The sequence below is a fragment of the Actinomyces oris genome, assembly GCF_001937445.1.
Taxonomy (GTDB): Bacteria; Actinomycetota; Actinomycetes; order Actinomycetales; family Actinomycetaceae; genus Actinomyces; species Actinomyces acetigenes.
Map to the genome: position 1 here is coordinate 41,268 of NZ_MSKS01000006.1, position 13,809 is coordinate 55,076.

The window sequence follows — 13,809 nt, forward strand, 5'->3', positions numbered from 1 at the left end:
ATATGGCTCGCGTCACCATCGTCGGCGGTGGATACGGTGGTATCACTGCTGCCAAAGCCCTCGACGACGTCGCCGAGGTCACCCTCGTGGAGCAGAAGGACACCTTCGTCAGCCACGCCGCGGCGCTGCGCGCGGCGGTCGACCGTGACTGGGCGGAGAAGATCTTCCTGCCCTATGACCGGCTCCTCACCAACGGGCGCGTCGTTCACGGAACGGTGCTGACGGTGCGAGGCACCACCGTTGAGGTCTCCGGTCACGGACCGATCGAGGCCGACTACCTGGTGCTGGCCACCGGGACCGCCTACCCCTTCCCCGCCAAGCACATGGAGTCCTCCTCCGTCATCGCCAAGGCCCGTATTGAGCGCGTTCACGCCAACCTCGAGCAGTCCTCACGAGTGCTCATCGTGGGTGCCGGCGCCGTCGGTATCGAGCTGGCCGGTGAGATCACCTCGGCTTTCCCGAAGGTCAAGGTGACCATGCTGGAGGCCGCCGACAGGATCCTGCCCGCCGGCGACTACAAGCCGGAGATTCGTGAGGCCATCTCCGACCAGCTCGCCCAGCGCGGGGTGGAGATCCTCACCGGTGACTCCCTCAGCTTCCTGCCCCCGGTCGATGTCGGCGTGCTCTCGCCCTTCCGGGTCACCACCCAGGGCGGGCGCCAGCTTGAGGCCGACATGTGGTTCCGCGCTTACGGCTCAGCGGCCGCCACCGGATTCCTCGGTGAGGACTACGACGAGGTGCGCCACTACGACGGCACGATCCGCGTCGACGAGTACCTGCGCGTGGTGGACCACCCCGGTGTCTGGGCCATCGGAGACATCACCGACGTGCGTGAGTCCAAGCGTGCCGACGCCGCCCGTGCCCATGCCCGAGTCGTCGCCAGCAACATCGCCGACATCATCGCGGGCCGTGAGCCCTCCGCGACCTACACGCCCGGAACCGAGCGGATCATCCTGCCCCTGGGGCCCGACGGCGGTGCCTCCCAGATCCTGCATGACGGCGTGCGCGTGGTCGTCGGCCCTGAGGAGACCAGCAAGCTCAAGGGGGAGGACCTCTTCCTGGGCTTCATCCGTCAGGAGCTGGGAGTCGAGTCGGAGGCCTGATCGGGTACGACTGGGCGCGACGCTGCTGGGCAACGCCGTCCGCCTGTGCGCTGCGCAGGGGATAGCCGGTAGTGTGTCCCACATGACGAACGATCCGCGGTCCGCGCTCAACCGACTCATTGCCGCCTTCGAGGCGCACCTGGATGCTGCCGCGACCGGTGACGAGCTCTCCCCGGCCGTGGTCGCGGCCGAGAACGCCCTCCAGGACGCCTTCTTCACCTACGACGACTCGCTGTTCACCGCTTACGGCATCGAGCTGCCCTTCGAGGCCTTCGACTCCGATGGCGACGATGAGGACGACGATGACGATGATGAGGACTACGACGACGGCGAGTACGACGAGGATGACGACGACTACGACGACAGCGATGATGACGATGATGAGGACTACGACGACGAGGACTGACTGAGGTCCCTGACTGGACGGACGACGTTCCTCAGCCCATCTCTCGGCGGTGGGGCCCACGCGAACTGCGTGGGTCCCACCGCTTTAGCATAGGTATGATACGCTTAAATACTGTAGGTAAGCCTTCCCTTAGTAATCGTGTGCTTGCGACCCGTACTCGGTTGTCGCCCACGAAGATAGGAATCCTGATGCCCATGTCTCCGTCCCGCCGTCAGCTGCTCTCCGCGACCGCGGCCACAGCCGGTCTGCTGGCTCTGTCCGCCTGTGGTTCGAAGTCCTCGAGCTCGTCAGGCACCGGGGCCGGCGCCGCCTCTGCCGGATCGAGCGCAGAGGCGGTGACGTACCCGGTCACCGTGAAGCATGCCCAGGGGGAGACCACGATCAAGGCGGCGCCCCAGCGCGTTGTCGTTCTCGACTACGGTGTCCTGGACTCTATGGCTGCACTGGGGCTGGCCGACCTCGTCGTCGGCATCCCCAAGACCGGTGGCAACCTGCCCAAGTCCCTGTCCCAGTTCCAGGACGATAAGTACAAGGATATGGGCGGCCTCAAGGAGCCCAAGCAGGAGGCCATCGCCGAGGTCGGGCCGGACCTGGTGATTGTGGCGAACCGGACCGCCAAGTCCTATGAGGACTTCTCAAGCAAGTTCACCACCATCGACATGACTGTCAAGCCGCAGGGTGCGAGTGCGACGGCGGCCGCGAGCCCCGATCAGGGTGGCCAGGGCGGCAACGGAGACAAGGGCAAGAAGAACGAGCCCTCCGCGTCGATGACGGAGATCCTCACCAGCCACTCCACGATCCTCGGCTCGATCTTCGGCAAGAAGAGCGCGGCGCAGGCCAAGGTCAAGGAGTTCACCGATGCTGCCGCTCAGGTGGCCACGGAGGCCAAGAACGCAGGCAAGGGCCTGTGTCTTCTGACCACTGGCGGCAAAGTGAGTGCCTTCGGCAAGGGCTCCCGTTTTGACGTCATCTTTGACGAGTTCGGTGTCGCCCCTGCTGTTGAGAACATTGAGGCGGCGACCCACGGCGAGGCCGTCTCCTTCGAGTTCATCGGGCAGGCCAACCCGGACGTCCTCTTCGTCCTGGACCGCGACGCCACCATCGGGCAGGAGGGTTCCTCGGCCAAGGAGATTCTCGACAACGAGCTGGTCACCGCCACCAATGCCTGGAAGAACAACAAGGTCTACTACCTTAACGGCCCCGACTGGTACCTCCTGGGCGCCGGTTTCGGAGTCAGTCTGCGCATGGCCAAGGAGATCAAGGGCGATTTGTCCGCATGAGCCCCAGGAACCCCGTTGCGGCCTGGGGGTGCAGGTCGCAACGGTCAGGCCTGTCGCTCCTGGTCGGTGGCCTTCTGCTTCTGCTCGTCCTGGGACTGGTGTCGGTGTGTATAGGAGTGGCGGACTTCGATCCGGTGGATCTGGTTCGCGCCGGTTCGCAGGGCCGCTCCATGCGCCTCTTCATGGTCTCGAGAGTGCCGCGCACCCTGGCAGCCGTCCTCGCCGGTTCGGGCATCGCTGTGGCGGGCGCCGTCATGCAGATGAGTGTGCGCAACCGTTTCGTGTCCCCGACCACGGCAGGCACGACTCAGTTCGCCGTCGTCGGGCTGCTGCTTGTGGCTCTCTTCGCACCGGGCACCAGTGTTCTGGTGAAGATGCTGGTGGCCTCGGCATGCGCGGTAGCGGGCTCGGCCGTCTTCCTGTGGCTCCTGCGACTGCTGCCCCACCGGCGCACGTCCGATGACGTCACGGTCCCCCTGATCGGCCTCATGCTCGGTGGCGTGGTCGGAGCGGGTACCACCTTCGTGGCCTGGCGCTACGACCTGCTGCAGTCACTAGGTTCCTGGACGGCCGGCGACCTGTCCCGGGTGCTGGCCGGCCGCTATGAGCTGCTCTGGCTGGTGGCGCTCGTCGTCCTGCTGCTCTATCTCGCCGCCGACCGCCTCACTGTGGCGAGCCTTGGGGCGGAGACGGCCACCGGGCTCGGGCTGAGCTATCACCGCACCATCAACCTGACGATCATGGCCGCGGCCGTCATGACGGCGGTCAGCGTCGTCGTGGTCGGGAGCCTGCCGTTCCTCGGGCTCGTGGTACCCAACATCGTCTCCCGGCTCATGGGGGACAATCTGCGCCGGAGTCTTCCGGTCATTGCCGTCGGTGGTGCCGTGCTCACGCTGGGGTGCGACGTCGTCGGACGCGTGGTCCGCTACCCCTACGAGGTTCCGCTGTCCGTCATCATGGGGGTCGTCGGCGCCGGCGTCTTCACGGTGCTCATCCTGCGAGGAGTGGAACGTGGTTGACGCGCTGTCCAGACGTCGTCGCCGGGAGAACCTGCGTTCCGTCCTCCGCCTGGTGGTCGTCCTGCTCCTGGTGCTGGTGGCCAGCGGCGTCTTCCTGGTCATCAACGCCTTCGACCCGCTTCTGGTCCTGCCCTACCGGCTGCCCTCCCTCGGGGCGATGCTGTGTGTGGGATGGGCCAGTGGCGTGTCCACCGTCATGTTCCAGACGGTCACCGGCAACCGGATCCTCACGCCCTCCGTTCTCGGTCTGGATGCGCTCTACGCCCTGCTGCAGGTGGTTCTTCTTCTCGTGCTGGGGGCGGCGGGACTCTCCTCGCTGCCGGACCTGGGTGCGTTCGTCCTGACACTTCTGGTGATGATCGGTGTGTCTGTGGCGCTCATGGGTGCCGTGCTCGGTGCCAGGCGCTCGGTGACCACATTGGTGCTGCTGGGCATCGTGCTGGGAACCTTCCTGCGCTCAGGGACCACCTTCATCCAGCGGCTTCTGGATCCCAATGACTTCCTCATCCTTCAGGACCGGCTCTTCGCCTCCTTCGGCTCGATCAACCCCGATCTGCTGGTGCTCTCGCTGGTCCTGACCGCCGCCGTGTCGATTCTGGCGATCCGGGAGCTGCGGGCGCTCGATGTCGTGGCTCTCGGGCCCGATGTCGCCACCGCACTCGGAGTCGATCACCGTCGTATCAGCCGGCGCGTGATGGTCATGGTGGCCGTGCTGGTATCCGTGTCCACGGCCCTGGTCGGGCCGATCATGTTCCTGGGCCTCCTCGTTGCCCACCTGGCCTACTGGGCCGCCGGTACCAACCGCCATGTGGTCACCGTGCCCATGGCGGCACTCGTCGCCATGCTCGTCCTGGTGACCGGACAGACAGTGCTGGCTCATGTCCTGGACGCCGACAACGTCCTGTCCGTCATCATCGAGTTCCTCGGCGGGCTCACCCTCATCGCCCTGATCATCAGCTCCAGGAGACGTTCATGATCGCAGTTCGTAGCCTTGCCAAGTCCTACGGTGAGCGTCAGGTGCTCTCCGACGTCAACCTCGACCTGCCGGCCGGCGGAGTCATCGGGCTGGTTGGTGCCAACGGGGCTGGTAAGTCCACGCTGTTGTCCGTGATCGCCAGACTCCTAGGAGCTGACGCCGGCACGGTGGAAGTCGGTGGTCTGAACGTCGCCACCGCCCCGGGACGCCAGCTCGCCACCGTTCTGTCCGTCCTCAAGCAGGACAACCACCTCGCCGTGCGACTGACTGTGCGTGACCTCGTGGGATTCGGCCGCTATCCGCACAACCGGGGACGTCCCACCGAGCACGATGAGACGATCGTCGATCAGGCCCTGGAGTGGATGGACCTGACGGAGCTGGCCGACCGCTACCTCGACGAGATGTCCGGTGGGCAGCGCCAGCGGGCCTTCGTTGCCATGGTGCTGGCCCAGGAGACTCCCTATATGCTCCTGGACGAGCCCCTCAACAACCTGGACATGGTCCACTCGGTGGCCATGATGCGTCGTCTACGCGCTGCCGCCCACGAGCTCGAGCGCACGGTCGTGGTTGTCATGCATGACATCAATATGGCCGCCGCATGGTCGGACCGGATCGTCGCCATGCGTGAGGGCCGGGTCGTCCTTCAAGGAACCCCCGAGGAGACCATGACCCGAGAGTGTCTGAGCGAGGTCTTCGGCATGGATGTGCCGGTCCATGAGATCGACGGCAGGCGCATCGCCTTCGTCTGGGGCTGATACTCGCCAGCGGCCGCTTCACAGCAGCGCCGGGAGTCTTAGAAGCGCTCGGGGTAGCCGAGCTGGACGGAGGTGACCTCGTCCAGGGCGTGGCGGATCTGAACCGGAAGCTCCAGGTCGTCGGCCGCCAGGACTCCCTGGAGCTGAGCCGGAGTGCGGGCACCCACAATGGTTGAGCTGATCCCGGGGGCGTCGCGGGCCCAGGCGAGCGCGACCTCGGCCGGCTTACGGTCCAGGCCCGAGGCGGCAGTGGCTACAGCCTCAACCACACCCCGGTGCGCCTCGCCCAGGTAGGGGGACACGTAGGAGCGCAGGTGCGGGGAGGCGGCCCGCGAGTCCGGTGGAATCGTCGCCCGGTACTTGCCGGTGAGCACGCCCCGACCCAGGGGGGCGTAGCCGAGGATGCCGAAGCCCAGGGCCTGCGAGGCGGGCCGCAGCTCGCGCTCGATACCTCGGGAGAGCAGCGAGTGCTCCACCTCGACGGCCGCCAGCCCCGGGCCCCGGCCGTACTCGCTGAGCAGATCATGCATGCGCACCGAAGCCCAGGCGGGGTGGTTGGCGATGCCCACGTACCGGGTGCGCCCGGAGGAGACGGCCAGGCTCAGTGCGTGGGCCGTCTCCTCCAGGGAGGTGCTGGAATCGGGCACCTGGACCAGCAGGAGGTCCAGGTGATCGGTGCCCAGGCGGGCCAGGCTGGTGTCGAGCGTGTCCAGCAGCGAGCCGCGGGAGGCGTCAGCCACCGAGGACCGCTCCCCGGTTCGCCAGGTGCGCACTCCGGCCTTGGAGACCAGGACGAGGTCCTGGCGATCCACGTGCTCGCGCAGGAGCGCCCCGATCACCTCCTCGCTGACGCCCTCGCCGTAGGAGGCGGCGGTGTCCACAAGCGTGCCCCCGGCATCGAGGAAGATGTCGAGCTGTTCCTTGGCCTCGAGCTCATCGGTGTCCCGGCCCCAGGTCATCGTGCCCAGGCCCACGGAGGACACACGCAGGCCGGTCCGGCCGAGTCTCCTGTGCTCCATAGGCCTAACCGTAGCGGCTCGACCTACTTGCGTACGGTGATGGTCCAGGTCGCGTCGCCGGTGCGCTCGAACTCGGTGACGGTGTAGCCGTTGTCGGCGGCCCAGGCGGGCAGCGTCTGAGTCCCTTGAGTGCAGTCGAAGCCGATGACGAGCTCGTCGCCGACGCTGAGCTCCTCCATGGCCTCTTCGGCCTCGATGACGGGGAAGGGGCAGACCTGACCGGTGGTCTCCAGAACAGTGCGCATGAGTGACTCCTTGAAGCGATGTGATGAGGGTTCGGGGGCGGTTGGGGCAGCGAGATGGTTGCGGGGGTTCTGGCGAGGCCTCAGACGGTGGCGGGCACGCGTGAGGCCGCCCGCTCGGCGCGACGACGCTGCCGGGGACGGATGAGGAGGAACCAGGCGGCCACCCCGACCCCCAGCACCTGGAAGACCAGTGCGATCCAGCCCTGCCATGACAGGAGCGAGGTCTGCACCAGAGCGTTGCCGATGGAGCAGCCACCGGCCCAGGCGGCGCCGATCCCCATGAGGACACCGCCGGCGATGGAGCGCTGGATGACCTGGGCGCTGGGCACGCGGACGCGGAACTCGCCAGAGGCCTTGGCAGCGAGGTAGGAGCCGAGCAGGATGCCCAGGACCAGGAGCACGCCCCAGTCAAGTCGCTTGACGTCCCCGGTGACGATGAGGTTCACCAGGTTCGACGACGGCGTCGTGATCCCTAGCCCGTCTGGGCGCCCCGAGGCCCAGGATGTGGGCCAGGCGATGACGGCGACGACGCCCACGAGGAATCCGGTGGCCAGAGGGTTCCACTGCTTCTCCAGCAGCAGGTGAGCCAGGCCCGTGCGCTGGGCAGGCAGCTGGATCTGAGCGGGACGGCTGCGCTCCAGAACGATGAAGCGGTGCACAACGAGCCCGGTGATGGCGGCCAGGATGACGACGCCGCCCCAGCTCGGCAGACCGATGGTGGCCGGGATGGTGGTCAGGTTGGTGACCCACAGTCCTTTGACCCAGCTCGTCACCCCCGACAGGAGTCCCGTCTTCGACGCGGCCGCCGTGGTGGCATAGGCCACGAGCGCGAACCAGGAACCGACCAGGCCCTCGCCGGCGCGGTAGTAGGTCCCGGTGGCGCAGCCGCCGGCCAGGACGATCCCGACTCCGAACAGGAAAGAACCGACAACGGTGGCAACCACCGACAGCTTGGGGATCTCAGGGGTGATGGAGCCTGTTGAGGTCAGGACGGCGACTCCGACCGCCTGAACGGCGATGGCCAGCAGGAAGGCTGTGAACCAGCGCCAGGAGCGGGAGACCCACAGGTCCCGGAAGGCACCGGTGATGCAGAAACGGCCCCGTTGGAGGATGAAACCGAGGACGGCTCCAACGATGAGCCCAGTGAGGATGGTGGGTGACGGCATGGTGCGGTCCTTGTCCGGCTGCTGCTGTCAGGTGCAAGCAGCCTGCGTGGGGACCGGTGACGCAGCACAGGTGGAAAGACAGAGACAGGCCACGTCATCCGGTGGGGGAGTGAGGTGGAGGCCTGGCTGGACGTGGCTGATGGGACGCCGTCTCAGGGGCGCCGGGAGCCGGGGAGAACGATCTGTCTGAGACCACCTCAGAACGCCCGAACCAGGCAGCGCATACACATGCCGGCTCCGCGCGAGGCGGTGCGGGCTGCGTTGGCCTGGACGACGTTCATGTGCTTCTCCATGAGGATCTGGGAAGTGCGTGGCGACGGTTGTCAGCCGTCACGGACTGTAATCGACGGCCTCTGGCCGTGGCAATTCCTGAACAATGGCCGAGATCAGGCAGCCGTGCGGCGGGCGCTCAGGAGGCGGGCGATCCCGTCATCGGGCACCTGCGGCGTGGTGCCGCCGAAGAGCGGGCACTGGGCCTGGAAGGCGCACCAGTCGCACAGCCGGGAGCGGTGGGGGCGGAAGGAGCCGCTGCGAGCGCAGTCCTCGACCTCGTCCCACAGGCGCGCCAGGCGCGTCTCGGTGCGTTCCAGCTCGGCCAGGCGAGGGTCATGAGTCAGGACCCGCCCGTCCTTGAGGTAGACCAGCTGGAGACGGGCCGGCGCCCGCCCGCGCAGGCGCCACAGCACCAGCGCGTAGAAGCGCATCTGAAACAGCGCCTCCTCCATGAAACGTGTGCCGGGGCTGCGCCCGGTCTTGTAGTCGACCACTCGCATGGCGCCGTCGGGCGCCACGTCCAGACGGTCCACGAAGCCCCGCAGGAGCAGGCCGCCACCGGTCTCGGTCTGGACGAACAGCTCGCGCTCGGCCGGCTCCAGGCGCTGGGGGTTCTCCAGGGTGAAGTAGGTGCGAATGAGTCCGCGGGCCTCCTCCAACCAGGTCTCCACGTGGTCGGCGTCCTCGAACAGGTCCATGACCTCCGGGTTCTTGTCCCGGTGGGAGGCCCACTGGCCGGGCAGGAGCTCGAGGGCCGCCTGTGGGAGGCGTTCCGAGGGCGGAAGATCGTAAAGCCGCTCCAGCACGCCGTGGACCACGGTGCCCTTGTGCGTCGCCAGCGAACCGGGCTCGGGGAGGCGGTCGACCGTGCGCAGACGGAACATGAGCGGGCACTGCATGAAGTCCTTGGCCCGGGAGGGGGACAGGGCCGCGCGGCGTCCGCCGCCCGAGCCTCCCCCCGGACGACCACTGGCACCCGGACCGGTGGGCCTGACGCCGGTCTGGGGCGATGAGCTGGATGCGGTGAGCGGCTCGTGGGACATGGGCATGACGCTACCGTGAGGAGGTGAGGCGGCGTCGGAGCTGGACGGAGGGAGCGGCCTTCCTCCACAGGCTGCGTCCGTGGGGAGAGACATCCGCGGCTGTGGCCGCCGAGTGGATGCGGTGCCCCGCTGCCGACGGCGTTAGGCTCGTGCCCATGCCTGCCTCCACATCCACCGGCGAGTGGGTCATCGCCCGCGTCGGCGGCGCCCCTGTCGTCATCTCGCCGACCTCTCTCCTGCTCGGCCTGCTCATCGCCGGCAGCTGGTACCCGCTGGTCTCCTCAGCCCTGGGCGCCTTCGGGACCACGACGGTGCTGCTGGTGGTGGTCTCCACGGTCCTGGGCGTTGCGGCCTCGGTTCTGCTGCACGAGCTGGCCCACGGACTGTCCGGAACTCTCATGGGCAGGCGCCCCACCCGTTACGAGCTCTACCTGTGGGGCGGGCGCACCTCCTTCGGGCCGGCACGCGAGTGGACCGCGTGGAAGGACCTGGTCACCTCCCTGTCAGGACCGGCCACCAACCTGCTCCTGTGGCTGATCGGAACCGTGGTGCAGGACTTCGTGAGTCTGTCGGTTCCCGTCGCCTTCACCATATGGGCCGTGACCCTGGTCAACCTGGCCCTGGCCGTCTTCAACGCCCTGCCGGGTCTTCCCCTCGACGGCGGCTACGCCCTGGCCGCGCTCGTGGTCCAGGTGACCGGTAATCGTCGGCTCGGTCTCAAAGTGGCCGGCTGGGGCGGGCTGGCGGTGGTCGGCGGTGTCGTGTGGTGGTGGATCCTGCGCCCCCTCGTGCTTGACGGCCGCCAGCCCGACGCCTTCAGCCTCATCCTGGTTGTCATGGTGGGCTGGTCGATCGTGGCCTCCAGCTGGCAGGTCCTCGAGCTCGGGGGAGGAGCCCGGGCCGCCTCGAAGCTGGACCTGCGCGAGCTGTCCAGACCCCTGCGCGTCGTCGGCCCCGACACACCTGTGTCCCAGGTGCGTGAAGCGCTGGCCCAGGGAGCCGTACTCGTCCTCGTCACTGACGGGCCCGAGCTGGTGGGCACGATCGATGAGGCATCCCTCAAGGAGCTCGGGCTGTCGGACGCAGCGAGCCCGGCCCCCGTGAACGGGGTGAGCGCCAGGCAGGTCTGCACGGTGCTGCCGGCCGCGGCGGTGACCACCGACCTGACCGGCCAGGCGGCCGCCGATGCCATGAAACGAGCCCGGGAGGTCTCACGCTGGCTGGTGCTCGTGGAAGCGGGGAGCCTGGCCGGCGCGGTCCCCACCGGCGCGCGCTGAGCAGTCGCGGGGGCCACAGCGATCAACTGCCCGGCTAGGCTAACGTCATGATAGAGCCGAATCATCTGGACCCCAGTGCCGCGCACCGCTCCCACTTCGCCGACAACCGCGCCAACTGGGACGACCGCGCTACCCTTCACGAGGCCTCTGGCTACGGCATCGCCGAGCTCCTCGCCTCGCCCACAGCGCTCACGAAAGACGTCACCGATGACCTGGGACGTCTGGGGGATATAAGCGGCCTCGACGTCATCCATCTCCAGTGCCACCTGGGGCTCGATACCATCAGCTTGGCCCGGCTGGGAGCGCGACGCGTCGTCGGCCTCGACATGTCCCCGCGCTCGTTGAAGCGGGCCCGGGAGCTGGCACGTCGGGCCGAGGCCCGCATCGAGCTGGTCGAGGCCAACGTCTATGCGGCCCGTGAGGTTGTGACCGGTGACTTCGACCTGGTCTACACCACGCTGGGCGTCCTGTGCTGGTTGCCTGACATCGACGCCTGGGCGCGTGTTGTGGCCTGCCTGCTGCGCCCCGGCGGACGCCTTATTCTGCGTGACGACCACCCCGCCTTCATGGCTGTGGGAGACGACACCTCCCACGGGCTCACCCTCCATGAGCCCTACTTTCAGAGGCACGAGCCCATGACCTGGGAGAATGAAGGCTCCTACGTGGAGACGCCCGAAGGCGCAGCGCCGATCGCCCACACCCGCAGCCACCAGTGGAACCACGCGGTGGGGGAGATCCTTACCGCGCTGCTGGGGGCGGGCCTCGTCCTGGAGGAGGTGAGCGAGACCCGTGTGAGTGCCTGGCGCCGCTGGCCCGACCTCATGGGGCCCTGCGAGGAGGGCTACCGCTTCACCGACCCGGCGATGCGCGACATGCTGCCTCTCCAGCTGGTCGTTGTCGCCCGCCGGCCGGCCATGACCAGCTCGTCGAGCTCATCGAAGATGCCTTGACGCTCCAGGACTCCCGCGCCGTTGACGGCTGCCTGCCGGTGCATTTCTCTTTCAGGTGCCTGAGTCACGAGCGCGGCGCGGCTCAAAACCCGTCCATCGGAGACGGCCTCGTCGAGAAAAGAGACCAAGTCGCCGGGAAGCCTGACGGTGATCTGCGCAGACACACGATCATGGTGACGAAGGAGGCGTATCCCATATCGGGATGTTGCGAGGGGGCAGCGGTTGGCAGGAGAAAACGCTGGATATCTGTCAGGCACTCATCGGTTCCGGACGGGCTGTGGATGATAACCTTCGCATCGGATCAAGTGCCTCCGGGCATCCGTATCAGCGTCATCTTTGAAGGTGAAACCATGAGCGACGTCAACTCTCAGGACCTCTCTCAAGAGATTCTGGCTTCGCCGGCCAAGGCATCGATCTTCCTCACGGTGACCGTACGGAGTGGGGGCGAGTCCCCGGTCATCGCTCTGCTGACCGATGTGTCCGGGCTGACCCGGGCCGTTGGTTTCCGCTACCCCGAGACGATGCTCAGCTGCGTCGTCGGTATTGGGGCAGGCATGTGGGACCGTCTCTTCGACGTGCCTCGGCCTGAGTATCTGCACGACTTCGAGGCACTTCAGGGAGGAAAGCACAGTGCCCCCTCGACGCTGGGAGACCTGTTCTTCCACCTGCGTGCCTCAACTCTCGACATGTGCTTCGAGCTGGCGCGCCAGATCATGCGCCGACTGGGCTCTGCGGTCAGTACCTACGATGAGGTTCACGCCTTCCGCTACCTCGATAATCGAGACCCTCTGGGCTTCGTCGACGGTACTGAGAGCCCGCGGGGCCAGGCGGCCGTTGCCGCCGCGCTCATCAACGAGGGTGCTTGGGCGGGCGGCAGCTACATCATTGAGCAGAAGTACGTCCACAACCTCACCGCCTGGGACTCATTGAGCGTCGAGGAGCAGGAACACGTCATCGGCCGCACCAAGCTCGATGACACCCAGCTCCCTGACGACGAGCAGCCCACCAACAGCCACGTCACCATGAACACCATTGAGGACGCCGACGGCAACGAGCTCCAGATCGTGCGTGACAATCTCGCCTTCGGTGAGGCCTCCGGGGAGCAGGGCACGTTCTTCATGAGCTACGCCGCAGACCCACGCGTCACCGAGCTCATGCTCCGGCGCATGTTCCTGGGAGAGCCCGAGGGCAACTACGACCGCATCCTCGACTTCTCCACGCCTCTGACAGGATGTCTCTTCTTCGCTCCGCCGGCCGCCTTCCTCGACGACGCCGACCAGTACGCGAAGCCTTCTGTCCGACCTGAGGCCGGACCGCAGGACCCGACCCAGCCTGCCACTGAGCTGAGCGCCGCCAAGGACCTAGGGCTCAACGCATCGTCTGAGGCGCCGCGTGACCAGACACCAGATGACCACAGCAACGGTGCGGGTTCCACTGCCGCACCGTCCGACGGATCCCTTGGGATCGGAAACCTGAAAGGCCGAGTATGAACAATCTGCATCGACAGCTCGCCCCCATCTCCGAGGCCGCCTGGAGTGAGATCGACCAAGAGGCGCGACGCACCTTCATCCGCTGGATCGCTGGACGACGCGTCGTCGACGTGGTCGGACCCGACGGAGAGGACCTTGCGGCAGTACGCACCGGTCACCAGGTACGCGTGGACACCCCCTTCGAAGGTGTCCAGGCCCACCAGCGTCAGGTCCGCCAGATCGTCGAGCTGAGGGTTCCCTTCCGGGTCAGTCGCGAGGCCGTCGACGCCGTCGACCGGGGAGCCCAGGACTCCGACTGGCAACCCGTGAAGGACGCTGTTGCTCAGATCGCCAGAGCCGAGGACGGCATTGTCTTCGACGGGCTGGCGAGCGCGGGCATTGAGGGGCTGGTTCCCTCAAGCTCCAACCCTGCCGTATCGCTCCCACAGCCGAAGGACCTTCCTGACGCCGTTGCTGCTGCCCTCAAGGAGCTCCGCCTCGCCGGAGTCGAAGGCCCCTACGCCCTCCTGCTCTCCGCCGAGCTGTGGACCGCCGTCGCGGAGACCACTGACGACGGTTACCCCATCCGCAAGCACATCGATCGTCTCCTGGATGGTGAGGTCCTGTGGGCTCCCGCCATTCAGGACGCTGTCCTGCTGAGCACGCGGGGCGGCGACTACGAGCTGCACCTCGGTCAGGACCTCTCCATCGGATATCTCTCACACGATGCCGAGTCGATTGAGCTCTATCTCCAAGAGACGCTCACTTTCCTCCCTTACACCTCTGAGGCGAGTGTCGTGCTGACGCACTGAGGTCGCCCACTGGGTC

15 protein-coding genes are annotated in these 13,809 nt (G+C 67.0%); 10 read left to right on the forward strand and 5 right to left on the reverse strand.

Annotation, left to right across the window (positions count from 1 at the left end):
- Positions 1–2: 2 nt before the first annotated feature.
- The 6 genes from BKH20_RS01580 (at position 3) to BKH20_RS01605 (ending at position 5,539) form a co-directional block, all read left to right on the forward strand.
- Complete coding sequence (locus BKH20_RS01580) at positions 3–1,103, forward strand: NAD(P)/FAD-dependent oxidoreductase (protein WP_075389671.1); 1,101 nt, start codon at positions 3–5, stop codon at positions 1,101–1,103.
- An 82-nt stretch (positions 1,104–1,185) separates the two neighbouring features.
- Complete coding sequence (locus tag BKH20_RS01585; protein ID WP_010615133.1) at positions 1,186–1,509, forward strand: hypothetical protein; 324 nt, start codon at positions 1,186–1,188, stop codon at positions 1,507–1,509.
- Positions 1,510–1,697: 188 nt separating this feature from the next.
- Positions 1,698–2,789, forward strand: a complete 1,092-nt coding sequence (locus BKH20_RS01590; RefSeq protein WP_081381555.1) for a siderophore ABC transporter substrate-binding protein — start codon at positions 1,698–1,700, stop codon at positions 2,787–2,789.
- Positions 2,786–3,808 (forward strand): ABC transporter permease, encoded by a 1,023-nt coding sequence (locus BKH20_RS01595; protein ID WP_081381556.1) that lies wholly within the window; start codon positions 2,786–2,788, stop codon positions 3,806–3,808. The genes BKH20_RS01590 and BKH20_RS01595 overlap by 4 nt, the downstream gene beginning before the upstream one ends.
- On the forward strand, positions 3,801–4,784 hold the full coding sequence (locus BKH20_RS01600; RefSeq protein WP_075253781.1) for an iron chelate uptake ABC transporter family permease subunit: 984 nt from the start codon (positions 3,801–3,803) through the stop codon (positions 4,782–4,784). The genes BKH20_RS01595 and BKH20_RS01600 overlap by 8 nt, the downstream gene beginning before the upstream one ends.
- Positions 4,781–5,539 (forward strand): iron ABC transporter ATP-binding protein, encoded by a 759-nt coding sequence (locus tag BKH20_RS01605; protein WP_075389672.1) that lies wholly within the window; start codon positions 4,781–4,783, stop codon positions 5,537–5,539. Before BKH20_RS01600 ends, BKH20_RS01605 begins: the two co-directional genes overlap by 4 nt.
- A 38-nt stretch (positions 5,540–5,577) precedes the next feature.
- Here BKH20_RS01605 and BKH20_RS01610 read toward each other — a convergent pair whose 3' ends face one another.
- From BKH20_RS01610 to BKH20_RS14200, 5 genes are all read right to left on the reverse strand, one after another.
- Positions 5,578–6,558 (reverse strand): aldo/keto reductase, encoded by a 981-nt coding sequence (locus BKH20_RS01610; RefSeq protein ID WP_075389673.1) that lies wholly within the window; start codon positions 6,556–6,558, stop codon positions 5,578–5,580.
- 23 nt (positions 6,559–6,581) lie between these two features.
- Positions 6,582–6,803, reverse strand: coding sequence for a sulfurtransferase TusA family protein (locus BKH20_RS01615; protein WP_075389674.1), 222 nt, complete (start codon positions 6,801–6,803; stop codon positions 6,582–6,584).
- A gap of 80 nt (positions 6,804–6,883) precedes the next feature.
- Positions 6,884–7,969 carry a YeeE/YedE family protein gene (locus BKH20_RS01620; RefSeq protein WP_075389675.1) on the reverse strand — a complete coding sequence of 362 codons (1,086 nt, stop codon included), beginning with the start codon at positions 7,967–7,969 and terminating at the stop codon, positions 6,884–6,886.
- A gap of 386 nt (positions 7,970–8,355) precedes the next feature.
- Entirely contained in the window at positions 8,356–9,285 is a 930-nt protein-coding gene (locus BKH20_RS01625) for a RecB family exonuclease (RefSeq protein ID WP_256692976.1), read from the reverse strand.
- 10 nt (positions 9,286–9,295) lie between these two features.
- On the reverse strand, positions 9,296–9,442 hold the full coding sequence (locus BKH20_RS14200; protein WP_178388534.1) for a hypothetical protein: 147 nt from the start codon (positions 9,440–9,442) through the stop codon (positions 9,296–9,298).
- Between BKH20_RS14200 and BKH20_RS01630 the strand changes: the two genes are divergently transcribed.
- From BKH20_RS01630 to BKH20_RS01645, 4 genes are all read left to right on the forward strand, one after another.
- Positions 9,441–10,562 (forward strand): CBS domain-containing protein, encoded by a 1,122-nt coding sequence (locus tag BKH20_RS01630; protein ID WP_075389749.1) that lies wholly within the window; start codon positions 9,441–9,443, stop codon positions 10,560–10,562. The two genes, BKH20_RS14200 and BKH20_RS01630, sit on opposite strands and share 2 nt — an antisense overlap.
- Before the next feature lie 47 nt (positions 10,563–10,609).
- Entirely contained in the window at positions 10,610–11,512 is a 903-nt protein-coding gene (locus BKH20_RS01635; protein WP_075389676.1) for a class I SAM-dependent methyltransferase, read from the forward strand.
- A gap of 350 nt (positions 11,513–11,862) precedes the next feature.
- A complete protein-coding gene (locus tag BKH20_RS01640) occupies positions 11,863–13,002 on the forward strand; it encodes a Dyp-type peroxidase (protein ID WP_075389677.1) in 1,140 nt (379 codons plus the stop codon).
- On the forward strand, positions 12,999–13,793 hold the full coding sequence (locus BKH20_RS01645) for a family 1 encapsulin nanocompartment shell protein (RefSeq protein WP_070659011.1): 795 nt from the start codon (positions 12,999–13,001) through the stop codon (positions 13,791–13,793). Before BKH20_RS01640 ends, BKH20_RS01645 begins: the two co-directional genes overlap by 4 nt.
- Positions 13,794–13,809 lie beyond the last annotated feature (16 nt).

Excerpts from the sequence above, each read along its gene's own strand:
- BKH20_RS01580 (WP_075389671.1), top strand. The coding sequence starts at position 3 with ATGGCTCGCGTCACCATCGTCGGCGGTGGATACGGTGGTATCACTGCT.
- BKH20_RS01585 (WP_010615133.1), top strand. The coding sequence starts at position 1,186 with ATGACGAACGATCCGCGGTCCGCGCTCAACCGACTCATTGCCGCCTTC.
- BKH20_RS01590 (WP_081381555.1), top strand. The coding sequence starts at position 1,698 with ATGCCCATGTCTCCGTCCCGCCGTCAGCTGCTCTCCGCGACCGCGGCC.
- BKH20_RS01595 (WP_081381556.1), top strand. The coding sequence starts at position 2,786 with ATGAGCCCCAGGAACCCCGTTGCGGCCTGGGGGTGCAGGTCGCAACGG.
- BKH20_RS01605 (WP_075389672.1), top strand. The coding sequence starts at position 4,781 with ATGATCGCAGTTCGTAGCCTTGCCAAGTCCTACGGTGAGCGTCAGGTG.
- BKH20_RS01610 (WP_075389673.1), bottom strand. The coding sequence starts at position 6,558 with ATGGAGCACAGGAGACTCGGCCGGACCGGCCTGCGTGTGTCCTCCGTG.
- BKH20_RS01615 (WP_075389674.1), bottom strand. The coding sequence starts at position 6,803 with ATGCGCACTGTTCTGGAGACCACCGGTCAGGTCTGCCCCTTCCCCGTC.
- BKH20_RS01620 (WP_075389675.1), bottom strand. The coding sequence starts at position 7,969 with ATGCCGTCACCCACCATCCTCACTGGGCTCATCGTTGGAGCCGTCCTC.
- BKH20_RS01625 (WP_256692976.1), bottom strand. The coding sequence starts at position 9,285 with ATGTCCCACGAGCCGCTCACCGCATCCAGCTCATCGCCCCAGACCGGC.
- BKH20_RS01630 (WP_075389749.1), top strand. The coding sequence starts at position 9,441 with ATGCCTGCCTCCACATCCACCGGCGAGTGGGTCATCGCCCGCGTCGGC.
- BKH20_RS14200 (WP_178388534.1), bottom strand. The coding sequence starts at position 9,442 with ATGGGCACGAGCCTAACGCCGTCGGCAGCGGGGCACCGCATCCACTCG.
- BKH20_RS01635 (WP_075389676.1), top strand. The coding sequence starts at position 10,610 with ATGATAGAGCCGAATCATCTGGACCCCAGTGCCGCGCACCGCTCCCAC.
- BKH20_RS01640 (WP_075389677.1), top strand. The coding sequence starts at position 11,863 with ATGAGCGACGTCAACTCTCAGGACCTCTCTCAAGAGATTCTGGCTTCG.
- BKH20_RS01645 (WP_070659011.1), top strand. The coding sequence starts at position 12,999 with ATGAACAATCTGCATCGACAGCTCGCCCCCATCTCCGAGGCCGCCTGG.